At 73.5% G+C, this 13,909-nt stretch carries 8 protein-coding genes; 5 read left to right on the top strand and 3 right to left on the bottom strand.

The features are described from left to right. Positions 1 to 7: 7 nt before the first annotated feature. Positions 8 to 3,163 (top strand): UrvD/REP family ATP-dependent DNA helicase, encoded by a 3,156-nt coding sequence (locus tag J7E22_RS02905; protein ID WP_214978656.1) that lies wholly within the window; start codon positions 8 to 10, stop codon positions 3,161 to 3,163. After that, positions 3,160 to 6,417 carry an ATP-dependent DNA helicase gene (locus tag J7E22_RS02910; protein WP_308159124.1) on the top strand — a complete coding sequence of 1,086 codons (3,258 nt, stop codon included), beginning with the start codon at positions 3,160 to 3,162 and terminating at the stop codon, positions 6,415 to 6,417. The genes J7E22_RS02905 and J7E22_RS02910 overlap by 4 nt, the downstream gene beginning before the upstream one ends. Positions 6,418 to 6,501: 84 nt before the next feature. Here the strand turns inward: J7E22_RS02910 and J7E22_RS02915 are convergent, their stop codons facing one another. Then, positions 6,502 to 7,500 (bottom strand): phosphotransferase, encoded by a 999-nt coding sequence (locus J7E22_RS02915; RefSeq protein WP_214978658.1) that lies wholly within the window; start codon positions 7,498 to 7,500, stop codon positions 6,502 to 6,504. Between the two features lie 196 nt (positions 7,501 to 7,696). On the opposite strand from J7E22_RS02915, the gene nudC reads away from it, so the two are divergent. Further along, positions 7,697 to 8,632 (top strand): NAD(+) diphosphatase, encoded by a 936-nt coding sequence (gene nudC, locus J7E22_RS02920; protein WP_214978660.1) that lies wholly within the window; start codon positions 7,697 to 7,699, stop codon positions 8,630 to 8,632. Further along, a complete protein-coding gene (locus tag J7E22_RS02925) occupies positions 8,629 to 10,377 on the top strand; it encodes an ATP-dependent helicase (protein ID WP_214978663.1) in 1,749 nt (582 codons plus the stop codon). The genes nudC and J7E22_RS02925 overlap by 4 nt, the downstream gene beginning before the upstream one ends. On the opposite strand, the gene J7E22_RS02930 is transcribed toward J7E22_RS02925, so the two are convergent. After that, positions 10,262 to 11,119 (bottom strand): TOMM precursor leader peptide-binding protein, encoded by an 858-nt coding sequence (locus J7E22_RS02930; protein ID WP_214978664.1) that lies wholly within the window; start codon positions 11,117 to 11,119, stop codon positions 10,262 to 10,264. The genes J7E22_RS02925 and J7E22_RS02930 overlap by 116 nt on opposite strands. A gap of 87 nt (positions 11,120 to 11,206) precedes the next feature. Then, complete coding sequence (locus tag J7E22_RS02935; RefSeq protein WP_251008602.1) at positions 11,207 to 12,592, bottom strand: zinc-dependent metalloprotease; 1,386 nt, start codon at positions 12,590 to 12,592, stop codon at positions 11,207 to 11,209. Between the two features lie 107 nt (positions 12,593 to 12,699). On the opposite strand from J7E22_RS02935, the gene J7E22_RS18085 reads away from it, so the two are divergent. Then, a complete protein-coding gene (locus J7E22_RS18085; protein WP_214978666.1) occupies positions 12,700 to 13,809 on the top strand; it encodes a S16 family serine protease in 1,110 nt (369 codons plus the stop codon). Positions 13,810 to 13,909 lie beyond the last annotated feature (100 nt).

Below are 13,909 nucleotides of genomic sequence, written 5' to 3' on the forward strand. Positions count from 1 at the left end.
TACGAGCGTGCCGCAGACCACGCTGATGCCAGCTCCCGCAGACGCGGGCATCGCACGGCCGCTGGCGGCGGACCCGGGGCAGCAGGCGGTCCTCGACCTGCCCGACGACCGGCACGCCGCCGTCATCGGCGCCCCCGGTACGGGCAAGACCACGACGCTCGCGCGGCTCGTGGCACGCCGTCTGTCCCGCCCCGACGCGATCACCCCTGACGGCCACGCGACGGTCCTGGCGCTCACCTCGGCGCGGACGGCGGCGACGGCCCTCCGCGACCGTCTCGCCGCGACCGTCGACCGGGTGATGCCGGGCGCGCTGGCCCGCACCGTGAACTCCCTCGCGTTCCAGATCGTCCAGCACGCCGCGGCGGCGCAGGGGCAGGAACCACCCACCCTGCTGACCGGCGGCGAACAGGACCGCATCATCGCGGACCTCCTGGCCGGACACGAGACGGACGGCACCGGGCCGGACTGGCCGCAGCCCATCACGGCGACGGTGCGCGAGCGCGCCGGGTTCCGGACCGCGCTCCGAGACGTCATGATGCGCGCGGTGGCGGCGGGGGTCGAACCCGACGACATGCGGGAGCTCGGCGACGACCGCGGCCGACCGGAGTGGCGTGCCGTGGCCGACTTCGTGGACGAGTACCGCTCCACGGTGACGTCGTTCCGCTCGACCGGTCTCGACGCGGCCGAGCTCGTGGCGTTCGCGACCGCGGCCGTGCTCCGCGGCGAGATCCCCCCGAGCGTCGCTGCGCTCCGGCTCGTCGTGGTGGACGACACCCAGGAACTCGTCGAGGGCGAGATCGCGCTCCTCGGGGCCCTCGCTCGGTCGGGCGTGCAGATCGTCGCGTTCGGCGACCCGGACATCGCGTCGTCCGCCTTCCGCGGAGCCGAACCAGACGTGCTGGGACGGCTGGCCGGGCGCCTCGGGGTGTCCCGCGTGGACGAGGTCGTCCTCGGCACGGTGCACCGGCACCCCGAACCGATCCGGCAGCTCGTCTCCGCCGTGACCGCCCGCATCGGCGCGGCAGCCGCTGGCCGCCAGCGCTCCGCGGCGGCGAGCGACACGGACGCCCGTCACGACGCCGTCGTCCACCTGGAGGCCCCCAGCCGGTCCGCGCTCATCGTCGCGGTGGCGAGACGCCTCCGTGAGCACCGTCTGCTCGACGGGGTGCCGTGGCACCGGATGGTCGTCGTCACCCGGAGCGGCGCGGCGATCCCGGAGCTCGTGCGGGCGCTGTCGGTGGCCGAGGTGCCCGCCACCGCCGGAGCCGCACCCGTGCGCCCGCGGGACGACGGTGCCGCTCGTGCGCTGCTCGACGCCGCGGCCGTGTCGCTCGGTGTCCTGCCGCTCGACGCGGACCTCGCCACGGCCTTCGCCACCGGGCCGCTCGGCGGCCTCGACACCCTGGCGATGCGCCGTCTCCGGCTCGCGCTGCGCCGTGAGGAGCTCGCGGGCGGGGGGACCCGTACGGCCGACGAGTTGCTCGTCGACGCACTCGGCGCACCGGAGCGGCTGGCGACGGTCGACGCCGGCTTCGCCCGTCGCGCGACGCGGCTCGCCCGCAGCCTGGTCCGGGCCCGTGCGGACGCCGGAGCGGGGGCGAGCATCGAGGAGATCCTCTGGGGGTTGTGGGAGCGGAGCGGCCTCGCGGGCGTGTGGGGTGGACAGTCCGCCGCCGGCGGGGTCGGTGCCGGCGAGGCCGACCGGCACCTCGATGCCGTCGTCGGGCTGTTCACCGCGGCCAAGCGCTTCGTCGAGCGCACGCCGGATGCCCCGGCCCGGGTGTTCGTCGACGACCTCCTCGGCGCTGACCTGCCCGAGGACTCGATCGGGCCCGACCGGACCGGCGGGCGCGTCCGCGTGCTGACGCCCTCGGCGACCATCGGGCTCGAGACCGACGTCGTCGTGGTGCTCGGGTTGCAGGACGGGGTCTGGCCGAACACCCGCGTGCGGGGCAGCCTGCTCGACCCGGACGGACTCGTCCGTGCCGCCGCCGGCACCGACCACGAGCCGATCGACGACCGCGCGGCCGTCATCGCCGACGAGCTCCGACTCTTCGCACGGGCGGTGTCCCGAGCGACCACCCAGGTGGTCATCGGCACCGTCGCGAACGACGACGAAGCGCCCTCGCCGTTCGTCCGGCTCGTCCCCGTGCCACCCGACCGGCAGCCCACCGTGCACCCGCTCTCACTCCGCGGACTCGCCGGGTCACTCCGGCGCCGGGTCGTCGCGAATGGGGACCACGAGGCTGCTTCCGCGCTCGCCCGGCTCGCCGAGGCGGACGTCCCCGGCGCCTCCCCGGACGACTGGTACGGCCTGGCCGAGCCGACGACCGACGAGCCGCTCGTCGACCTCCTCGCCGAACCGGCACCCGAGCACGAGGACGGTGAGCCGGTCGCCCCGACCGTCGCCGTGTCGCCGTCGCGGATCGGCACGTTCGAGACCTGCCCGGTGCACTGGTTCGTCCAGACGTTCGGCGGCGGTGCGCCGAGTCCGGCCATGGGCATCGGCACGATCGTGCACGAGGTCATGGAGCACGCGGACGCCGTGGACGTCGAGTCCCTGTGGGAACGCGTCGAGGCCCGGTGGGACGAGCTGACGTTCGAGTCGCCGTGGGTGGCCGACCGGGAGCGTGCTCGCACCCGCCGGATGATCGAGGGGCTGAGCGACTACCTCCGCACCTTCGCGAGCGCCGGCCGTCGGTTGCTCGGCGCCGAGACCTCGTTCGCCCTGGTCACCGGGCCGGCACGGATGCGCGGCAGCATCGACCGGATCGAGATCGACCCGGACGGCCGCGTCAGCGTCGTGGACCTGAAGACCGGCCGGTCGATGCCGAGCGAGAAGAACGACATGCCCGAGCACCCGCAGCTCGGCGCCTACCAGCTGGCAGTCGAGGACGGTGCGGTCGAGGGAGTGCCCGCCGGGTCCACGATGGCCGACGCCCGACTGGTGTTCGTGCAGAACGCCCGCGGCGGCCGCGCGTACTCGGAGCGGACGCAGCACGCCTTCGACGTCGAGTCCCGGGACGCGTACCGGGAGCGGCTGCACACGGTGGCCAGGGGGATGGGCGGCCGCACGTTCACCGCGAACGTCGACGACCACTGCGAGAAGGCCCGGACCGGGGTCGAGTGCCGGATCCACGTGGTGGGAGAGGTGACCTGGTGACCGACGACCAGCTGCTGGAGGTCAGCGCGCTCGGCGACGCACCGGACGGCGAGACCGCCACACGGATCGACGCCCACGCGGTCGCGGACGCCCTCGGACGGCCCCGACCGACGGACCAGCAGCGTGCCGTGATCGAGTCCCCGCTCGTCCCCGCACTCGTGGTGGCCGGGGCTGGCAGCGGGAAGACCGAGACGATGGCGTCGCGGGTGGTCTGGCTGCTCGCGAACGGGCTCGTCCGCCCGGACCAGGTACTCGGCCTGACGTTCACCCGGAAGGCCGCGGGGGAGCTCTCCGTCCGGATCAACGACCGGATCCGCGCGCTCGAGGACGTCGGCCTGATCATCCCCGGCGACGCCTTCGAGGCTCCCACGGTCTCGACGTACAACGCCTTCGCGAACGCGGTGTTCCGTGAGAACGCGCTGCTCGTCGGTCGGGACGGCGAATCACAGGTCCTCACCGAACCGTCGGCCTGGCAGCTCGCCCGCCGGGTGGTGGTCGCGGCCCGCGACGATCGCCTCGCCGGGCTCGACCGTGACGTCGACACCCTCACCGCCGCCGTCGTGGCGCTCGCCGGAGCAGCGTCGGAGCACCTCGTGGACCCGGCCGACCTCCGCCGCTTCGCGATCGAGTTCAGCGAGCTGGTCGAGCTGCCCGGGAGCAGCCGCGGCACGCCGTACAAGGCCGTCACCGACGCCGTGGCCGCGATCGGGGCCCTCGAGCCACTCGCCGACCTGGTGGCGGAGTTCCGTCGGCAGAAGGTGGACCGCGGCTTCGTCGAGTTCTCCGACCAGATCGCGCTCGCCCTCGCGGCGTCCGAGGCAGCGCCCCGTGTGGTGGCCGAGCTCCGGCAGCGGTACCGGGTGGTGCTCCTCGACGAGTACCAGGACACCTCCGTCGTGCAGACCCGGTTCCTCGCGCGGTTGTTCCGCGGGCACCCGGTGATGGCCGTCGGCGACCCGCACCAGTCGATCTACGGGTTCCGCGGGGCGAGCGCCGCCAACCTGGCCCGCTTCCCGCGCGACTTCGGCGACCCCGACACGTCGGCGCAGCCCGTGACGTTCGCGCTCTCCACGAGTTGGCGGAACCCCGTGGACGTGCTCGCGGCGGCGAACGCGGTCGTCGCGCCCCTGTCGGAGGCGTCCGAGGTGCAGGTCGAGCGCCTCACGCCGCGACCGGGCGCCGACGCCGGCACCGTGCGGGTCGTCTTCCCGGAGACGCTGCCCGACGAAGCCGCCGCTGTGGCGGCCTGGTTCGCCGACCACCGGACGGCGAACCCGGAGGCGTCGATGGCCCTGCTCCTCCGCGCCCGGAAGGACCTGGCGGCGTTCACAGCGGCACTCGGCGACCGGGCCGTCCCGTACCGGGTGCTCGGCACGGGCGGTCTGCTCCGTCGTCCGGAGATCGTCGACCTGGTCGCGTGTCTCCGGGTGCTGCACGACCCCGCCGCGGGCAACGACCTGATCCGGTTGCTCGCCGGGGCCCGGTGGCGTGTCGGCGCGAAGGACATCGCCGCGCTCCACGAACTCGCGCGGTGGCTGTTCGGGCGCGACCACACGCAGCAGCGGCTCGACGACGAGCTCACCGCGGCGTTCCGGGCGTCGGTCGCGGCGGGCGAGCACGGGTCGGTCGTGGACGCCCTCGACTTCGTCGCAGCGGCACCCGACGACCACGGCGCGCTCGAGGGCATCAGCCCCGCCGGTCGAGCCCGGATGCGGGCACTCGGACAGCAGCTCGCCGCTCTGCGCACCCGCGCCGGCGGCGACCTGGTCGACTTCGTCACGCTGGTCGTGCAGGAGATGCGCCTGGACATCGAGGTCGCCGCGCACGAGCAGGGGAGCGCCACCTTCCTGGACGCCTTCATCGACGAACTCGCCGGGTTCGCCGCGACGGACGACCGCGCGGACCTCGGATCCTTCCTCGGCTGGATCGACGCAGCAGCCCGGCGGGACGACATGGGTCCGCGGTCCGAGGAACCCGAGGCCGGCACCGTGCAGATCCTGACGATCCACGGCTCCAAGGGGCTCGAGTGGGACGCGGTCGCCGTCCCGCGCATGGTCGAGGGGGGCCTGCCCGCCCGTCCGCAGGAGGGCTCGTCCGGGTGGATCGGGTTCGGCCGGCTGCCCTACGAGTTCCGCGGCGACGCCGAGGAACTGCCGCAGCTCGCGTGGCGTGGCCAGCCCGACCAGCAGGCCGTCCGCGACGCGATCGAGGCCTTCAAGGAGCAGGTGAAGGCACGCAACGAGGACGAGGAACGCCGCCTGACGTACGTCGCCCTCACCCGCGCTCGACACGACCTGCTCGTGTCCGGGTCGTTCTGGGCCGGCGGCGTCCGACCCACCGAGCCGAGCCGCTACCTGCACGACCTGGTCGACGCGGGCGTGCTGGACGGCGCGGCGATCCCGGAGGCCACCGAGCACGAGGTGAACCCGCTGGGCGACGCCGGTGGCACCCAGTCCTGGCCACACCTGCCGTTCGGGCAGCGCGAGGCCCGCGTGCGGGCGGCTGCCGAGCGGGTCCGGAACGCCAACCCCGCCGCCGCCGGACGCTTCGCCGCGGACATCGACCTGTTGCTCGCGGAGCGCCAGGCCGCACGGTCGGCCCGGCACGCGGTGGTCGTCCCGCACCGTGTCCCCGCGTCCGGCTTCAAGGACTACCTGTCCGAACCCGACCGGGTCGCCGAGCGACTGCGCCGGCCGATGCCGGAGCGGCCGTACCGTGCGACCCGGCTCGGGACGCTGTTCCACCAGTGGGTGGAGCAGCGGGCGCGGGGCGGTGGCTCGCTGGAGACCCTCGACGCGTGGGACGGTGAGCTCGACCTGGACACCGACGAGCGCCCGGACGCCGGACCGGAGGCCGTGGTCACCGACGACGACGCCCGTCGCCTCGCCGACTTCCAGGCGACGTTCGCGCGGTCCCCGTGGGCCGACCTGACGCCGATCGAGGTCGAGCGGGAGATCCACATCCCGTTCCTCGGGCACAGCGTCGTCTGCAAGCTCGACGCCGTCTACGAGATCGACGGCCGGGCCGAGGTGGTCGACTGGAAGACCGGCAAGGCCCCGACCGGTGCCGACGACCTGGCGAAGCGCCAGCTGCAGCTCGCGCTGTACCGCGTGGCCTACGCCGAGTTCACCGGACGGCCGATCGACCAGGTCGACGCGGTGTTCTACTTCGTGGCCGACGACCTGGAGGTCCGCCCGACCGAGCTGCTGGACCGCGCCGGACTCGAGCGCGCCTGGCAGGACGCCGTGGGGTGACCAGCGGGCTGGTCAGTGAGCGCGGTGACCCGCTGACGGAGGCACGCGTCGGGACGGACCCGCACCGCGCCTCCAGGCCGGGTGTCAGCCGTGTCGACGCTCGGTCGACGACAGCAGCTGCTCGACCTCGCCGATCTCCATCGTCTCGGGGGACACGGCCTGCAGCGGTGCGCCGCTCGGAGCGTGCACCGCGTCGACCAGGCGGTGCATCATCGCGACGGCGTCGTCGACGACCTCGGTGCTCTTCACCTGCACGCCGTGCAGCAGCCACTGTGCGGTCTCGAGTTCGTGGTGGACACGCGCGCGCTGCGCGAGCTGGCGGTCACGGCCGCCGCCGTTCGCCTCGTACGCGCTGAGCACGGTGTCGAACCCGTCCCGACGGCCGGCGAGCACCCACGCGAGGTCCTTCGCCGGGTCGCCGAGCCGCAGCTCGCCCCAGTCGACCATGCCGGTGACGACGTCGCCGTCGACGAGCAGGGACTGCGTCCCGACCGCACCGTGCACGACGGTGGGCGTGAACTGCCACAGCTGCTGGTCGCGGGCGGCACCTTCCCACCGTTCCTTGAGTGCGGCGGGCACCAGCTTGGTGGCCACCGCGCGGTCCATCACGGAGACCGCGGACCGCAGGACCTCGAACGGCGTGAGCGACGGCAGACCCGCATCCGTGACGAAGCTCGTCGGGAGCTGGTGGACCGCGGCGAGGGCGCGGCCGACGGCCGTCGCGAGCTCCGGACGTTCCGCGAGCGCGCCGAGCGTGGGGTGCACGCCCGGGAGGGAGGTGGTCACGATCGCGCGGGTCGACCCGATGGGCGCCTGACCGCGGTACTCGGCGACACCGAACGGGAGGCGCGTGCGGATCCCGGCGCTCAGTGCCCGGATGGCGACGAGGTCGGCCGATTGACGCGCTTCCGCCCGCTGGTTGCGCGGGCGACGGATCGCGAGCTCGGGGCCGTCGGCGACCCGGAGGACGGCCGATTCGTAGTCGCCCGCCGCGACCGAGCCGAGCGTGCGCGTCCCGGAGACGAGGAGTCCGGGGACGGCCGTCGTCGCCAACGCGGCTAGAGTGAACTGGGATCCCGCCATGCCCCTCAGGGTAGGTCCGCACTGCCCGACCGAGTGCGCGCCACGCTGGCCCGGACAGAGCCGAGCGAGTGCGTGCGGCAGGTCACGCGTCCGGACATCGGTGCGGTGCGCGTGTTCGAGTGGTCCTGTCCGGGTTCACCCCGTTCGGGTGTTGTGTTGGTCCCGTTCCGTCCGCCAGATCCGAGGAGTCCCGCCTGTGACCGTCGAGTTCGCCTCCCGGCTCCCGCTGTCCCGCAACGAGCTCGATCGTGACGCGGAGTTCCGCAGCACCCCCGATCTCGAGCAGGTGCTGCGCGCCGACGCGGGCACCCGGTACCTGCCGGTCCGCGGCTCAGAACTGCTGCGGAACACCGACGGCACCCTCCGCTTCGTCGCCGCGGGGCAGGTCCCCGACGGCACCGTGACGCTGTACCTCGGTCGCGCCGTCGCGGACGCGCCGGACGCCCCCGCCGGCACCCGCTTCGTCGCCGCCTTCGTGGACGCCGCGACCGCCGCGGCCATCGAGTCGTCGGACGACGACTGGCAGAACCTGCGGATGTTCGGCACCGAGCTCTCACCGCGTGACCAGGGCCTGGCGGTGGAGGCCGTCGCGATGGCGAACTGGCACGCCGTGCACGGCTTCTCGCCCCGCACCGGTTCCGCGACCGCCGTGGTGACCGGCGGCTGGGTGCGTCGCGACCCCGAGGGCCACGAGCACTTCCCCCGGACCGACGCGGCGATCATCGTCGGGGTCGTGGACGCCGACGACCGGATCCTGCTCGGGTCCAACGCCGCGTGGGACGCGAACCGGTACTCCCTGCTGGCCGGGTTCGTCGAGCCGGGGGAGTCCCTGGAGGACGCCGTCCGCCGCGAGGTCTGGGAGGAGTCCGGCGTCCACGTCGAAGAGCCCGAGTACCTCGGGTCGCAGCCGTGGCCGTTCCCCGCGTCCCTCATGGTCGGCTTCCGCGCCCGAGCCGTCGGCGGGGACCCGACGACGGCGCGACCGGACGGCGTCGAGATCCTCGACGTCCGGTGGTTCTCGCGGGACGAGATCCGCGACCGCGCTGGGGACACCCTGCTCCTGCCGGGTCGCACGTCGATCGCCCGCGCCATCATCGAGGAGTGGTACGGCGGGCCGCTGGACCTGCCGTGACTAGCGCTGCCGCCGCGGAGCCCCGACCGCCGTCGCCCGACGAACTCCTGGCCGCGCTCGACGCCGAACAGCGCACCGTCGCCCGGACCCTGCTCGGACCGGTCGCGGTCCTCGCCGGTGCCGGCACGGGCAAGACCCGCGCCATCACCCACCGCATCGCGTACGGCGTGGCGACCGGCACGTACTCGCCGAACCACGTCCTCGCCCTGACCTTCACGAGCCGTGCCGCGGGTGAACTCCGTTCCCGGCTGCGGGCCCTCGGCGCCGGCAACGTGCAGGCGCGCACCTTCCACGCCGCCGCGATGGCGCAGCTCAGCTACTTCTGGCCGGACACCGTCGGTGGCCACGCCCCGCGCATCGTGGAGTCGAAGGGCCGGATCATCGCGCACGCTGCGGACACCGTCGGCCTGCACGTGGACACCCCCGTGCTCCGCGACCTGGCCGGCGAGGTCGAGTGGCGCAAGGTCCAGATGCTCACGCTCGAGGAGTACGAGGCCGCCGCCGCCGAGCGCGTGATGCCACGCGACACCCCACCGCGCCGCGTCGTGGACCTGATGCGCGCGTACGAGCAGCTCAAGGACGACCGTCGGCAGCTCGACTTCGAGGACGTCCTGCTCGCGACCCTCGGCATGGTCGAGACCGAACCCCGGGTCGCGTCGTACGTCCGGCAGCAGTACCGCTTCTTCGTGGTGGACGAGTACCAGGACGTCTCGCCCGTCCAGCACGACCTGCTCCGGGCGTGGCTCGGCGGCCGGGACGACCTGTGCGTCGTCGGGGACGCCAGCCAGACGATCTACTCGTTCGCCGGAGCGTCGAGCCGCTACCTGCTCGGCTTCGGGTCGGAGTTCCCCCGCGGTTCGGTCGTCCGGCTGGAACGCAACTACCGGTCGACGCCCGAGGTCGTGCACGCGGCGAACACGCTCATGCGCGGCCAGCCGGGTGCGCTCGACCTCGTCGCGCAGACCACTGAACGGGGCCCGGAGCCCGAGGTCGTCCCGTGCGTGCACGACGGTGACGAGGCCCAGACCATCGCGCGTCACATCGGGTCGCTCGTCGCCGCCGGTGCCACCCACGGCGAGTGCGCCGTCCTGTTCCGTGTCGGGGCGCAGTCGGCCGCGCTCGAGTCGGCGCTCGGCCGCGCGGGCATCCCGTACCGGGTGCAGGGCGGGACGCGGTTCTTCGACCGGCCGGAGGTCAAGCTCGCCGTGCACCACATGCGCGGCGAGGCGATCCGGCAGTCCGACGACGAACTCACGCGCCGGGTCGGACTCGTCCTGCGGGTCAGTGGGTGGTCCGAGACCGCACCGGAGGGCACCGGCGCCGTCCGTGAGCAGTGGGAGGCGCTGCAGGCGATCATGGGGCTCGCCGAGGACGCTCCCGCCGGCACGACCATGCAGCAGTTCACGCAGGACCTGGTGGACCGCGCCGCGACCCACCACGAACCGGAACTCGACGCGGTGACGCTCGCGACGCTGCACTCGTCGAAGGGTCTCGAGTGGCCGCACGTCGTCATCGCCGGCGTCGCGGAGGGGCTGCTCCCGATCTCGCACGCCACGACGGACGCCGAGGTCGAGGAGGAACGCCGCCTGTTCTACGTGGGGTTGACCCGGGCACGACGCTCCGTCACCGTCACGTGGTCACGACAGGGCTCCACGCGTGGGGGCGCCCGGGTGGCGAGCCGGTTCCTGGCAGCGCTCGACACGCACACCGCGGATGTGGACGGACTTCCACCCGCTCGACGCTGAGGTCCTGGCGGTCGAACAGCACCTGCTCGGCGAGCGGCTGCTGCGTCGTCCGGGGCAGCCGCTCGACGAGCATCCGGGTGGCCGCCGCGGCGATCGCCGCCTGGCGGTAGGGCGACAGCGGTGCCGCTGGTCGGCCCCACACCTGTGCGGCGAGTGCGGGCCACGCCGGGTCGTCGTCGACGCGGCCGTACTCGACGCACTGGAGGCACGGTCCGGTCCCCGGGACCACGAACGGCCCGAGACGGATCCGACCGTCCCCGACGACCACGGCCAGGTGCGGGACGCCGCGTCGGGTCCACGCCGCGCGGAGCGCCGGGTCGACGACGTGGTCGGCCACCACCACGGCGAGTTGCGGGTCCTGCTCGGGGAGCGTGACCGGCCCGCCCCGTGGCGTGGTCGTCCTGGCCACGGTCACGCCCTCGCCCGAGAGGAACGTGGCGACCGTCTCAGCGAGTGGCCCGACACCGTGCACCTCGACCCGGGCGAGCGGCTCCGGCAGGACGTCGATCACGGCGGGGGAGGCGGCACCGAGCACGCGGGCCGCGACCTCCGGCCGACAGTCGGTCGCGGCCGCGAGACCGGACAGCGCGTCGCGCCCGGTCTCGCGCCGGAGCGCACAGAGAAACCGTTCCTCAGCGGTGGTCGGGACCGGGACGACGGCACGCACGGGATCGACCCCGAGCTGCACCGTCCCCGGATCGCGCCAGACGAACTCGAGGGTCGGATCGATGCGGATGCCCATGCCCCCACGCTCGCGCAGGTGCCCGTCGCCGTGTCGGGGCCCGGTGGATCTGTGGAGAAGTCCCCGCCGCACGTCCCGGTGAGGGGATCAGCGTGGTGGGGTGGTGCCGTCCTCGCCGTCGACGTGCCCGGACTCGTCCTCGTGCGGACGCTCGCCCGTGCTGTCGTTGAGCAGGTCCTCGAGCGCACGGTCGAACTCGTCGTCCTGTGCGGAGCGGCCGGGGTTGCGGAGGCGGAGCACGAAGGCGTCCGGGTCGTCGATGTCCTCCGACGTCGGCACCGCGTCGAAGTGCGCCCAGAGCGCGTCACGCGCCTCTGCTCCGAGCTCGTCGGACACGCGCAACCACATCGCAGCGGCCTCACGGAGCCGGCGCGGCCGGAGTTCCAGCCCGACCAGCGTCGCGAAGGCGGATTCGGCCGGGCCGCCCGCGGCACGACGGCGACGCACCATCTCGGCGATCGCGCCCGACTTCGGGAGCCGCGACGTGGCCGCGGCGGTGACGGTGTCGACCCACCCCTCGACGAGTGCGAGCATCGTCTCGAGCCGTGCGAGCGCCGCGTCCTGCTCGGCGGTCCGCGGCGGGATGAGCGCCCCGGAGGCCAGCGCGTCGCGCAGCTGCTCCTGGTTCGTCGGGTCGATCTCCGCCGCGAGTTCCTCGACCCGGTCGAACGGGATGTGGATGCCGCGGGCGTAGTCCGTGATGGACGAGATGATGTGCAGGCGCAGCCACCGGGCCGAGCGGAACAAGCGGGCGTGCGCGAGTTCGCGGACGGCGAGGTAGATCCGGACCTCGTCCGTCGGCACGTCCAGGCCCTCGGCGAACTCGGCGACGTTCTGCGGCAGCAGCGCGGCGACCTGTTCGTCGAGGAGCGGCACGCCGACGTCACCGCCGGACACGACTTCCTTGGCGAGCTGCCCGACGACCTGGCCGAGCTGGATCGCGAACAGGGCCCCCCCGACGCCGCGCATCGCCTTCGACACGTCGCCGAGCATGGCCTTCAGTTCTTCCGGGGCCCGCTGCTCGATCGCCTCGGTCAGCGCGTTCGCGATGCTGAACGCCACCGGTTCGGCGATCTGCGTCCACACCGGGGCGGTCGCCCGCGCCCACTGCTCACGGGTGTACAGGCTCGGGGTCGCGGTGAGCTCGGGGACGCTCGTGACCTCGTCGAGCCACAGCGCTGCGACCTGGAACGCCTGGTCCGAGGCCTGCGACGTCGCCGGGTCGATCGGGTGCTGGCCGTCCGCGGCGATCGCTGCGGCGCGGTCGGCGGTGACGGAGAAGTCGATCCCGTCGCCCCCGGACTGCGCGGCGCGCTGGAGCTGGCTCATCAGGTTCGCGACGAAAGCCGGGTCGTTCGGCAGACCGGCGGCGCCGGCGAGCTGCGACGGGTCGATCTGTCCCTCTCCGGACAGGAGCTTGCGGAGCATCTCCTGGAAGTCGTCGTCCGGCCCCGGCTGCGGTTCATCAGGCATGCCGACTACGCTAATCGCTGCTCCAGGGGCCGGACCTGGGACGCCCCCGTGGGAACGCCCGAACCGCTGCGCCGAGGGCGAACACCTGCGTTCTGAAAGGACCTCGCGTGACCCTCTTCGCCCCTGCGCCCCGTCGGCGTTCCCGGTCCCGGACCATCGGCTGGGTCCTCGTCATCGCCGCGGTCGTCCTCGGGCTGCTCGCGAGTGCCCTGCCGAGTCCGTACCTGATCGAGGTCCCCGGTCCCGTGTACAACACGATCGGCGCGCAGACGCAGGGCAGCGGCAAGGACGCGAAGCAGGTCACCCTCATCCAGATCGACGGGCAGAAGACCTACCCGACGGGCGGCGCGCTCGACATGCTCACCGTCGGCATCCAGGGCGACGCCACGAACCGGCCGTCCTGGACCGCCGTCATCCGCGCACTGTTCACCAAGTCCGAGGCCGTGATCCCCGTGTCCGCGGTCTACCCGACGGGCACCACCACGGAGCAGGTCACGAAGCAGGACGAAGCGGACATGCAGCAGTCGCAGCAGTCCGCCGTCGCCGCGGCCCTCGTGCAGCAGGGCTACGACCTGCCGACCGAACTGCGCGTCGGGTCCGTGCAGAAGGGGTCCGCCGCCGACGGCCGGATCGACGAGGGTGACGTCATCACGGGCTTCGACGGCACCTCGCTCGCCCGGAACGCCGACGCGACCTCGCTGCGCGATGCCGTGGCCAAGCACGGGACCTCGACCCCCGCGACGATCAGGGTCGAGCGGGACGGCAAGCAGCGGACCGTCTCCGTCACGCCGCGGAGCGAACAGGGCACCCCGCTCCTCGGCGTCGGGGTGACCGAGCACTACGACTTCCCCTTCACCGTTTCCATCAAGCTGCAGGACGTCGGCGGGCCGTCCGCCGGCATGATGTTCGCGCTCGGGATCATCGACAAGATCACCCCCGGGAAGCTCAACGGCGGCAAGCACGTCGCGGGCACCGGCACCATCAGCATCGACGGCGAGGTCGGCGCGATCGGCGGCATCCGGCAGAAGATGTACGGCGCGAAGGCCGCCGGTGCCACCGTCTTCCTGGCTCCGGCTGACAACTGCGGCGAGGTCGTGGGGCACGTCCCGGACGGCCTCGACGTCTACCGGGTCGCGACCCTCGGCCAGGCGGTCAAGGACCTCGAGACGATCGGTGCGGGCAAGAGCACCGCGACGCTCGCCCGCTGCGGTTCCTGACGACGCTCGCGCGTCGTCGAGGTGACGGGCCGGACCGGCCGCACCGCGCCTCCAGTCCGCAACCGGGGGACGGCCAGGAGGCCCGCAGCGGCTTCCTGAG

This window comes from Curtobacterium sp. ISL-83 (assembly GCF_018613895.1).
GTDB lineage: Bacteria > Actinomycetota > Actinomycetes > Actinomycetales > Microbacteriaceae > Curtobacterium.

Excerpts from the sequence above, each read along its gene's own strand:
- J7E22_RS02915 (WP_214978658.1), bottom strand. The coding sequence starts at position 7,500 with ATGGCGGGATCCCAGTTCACTCTAGCCGCGTTGGCGACGACGGCCGTC.
- J7E22_RS02930 (WP_214978664.1), bottom strand. The coding sequence starts at position 11,119 with ATGGGCATCCGCATCGATCCGACCCTCGAGTTCGTCTGGCGCGATCCG.
- J7E22_RS02935 (WP_251008602.1), bottom strand. The coding sequence starts at position 12,592 with ATGCCTGATGAACCGCAGCCGGGGCCGGACGACGACTTCCAGGAGATG.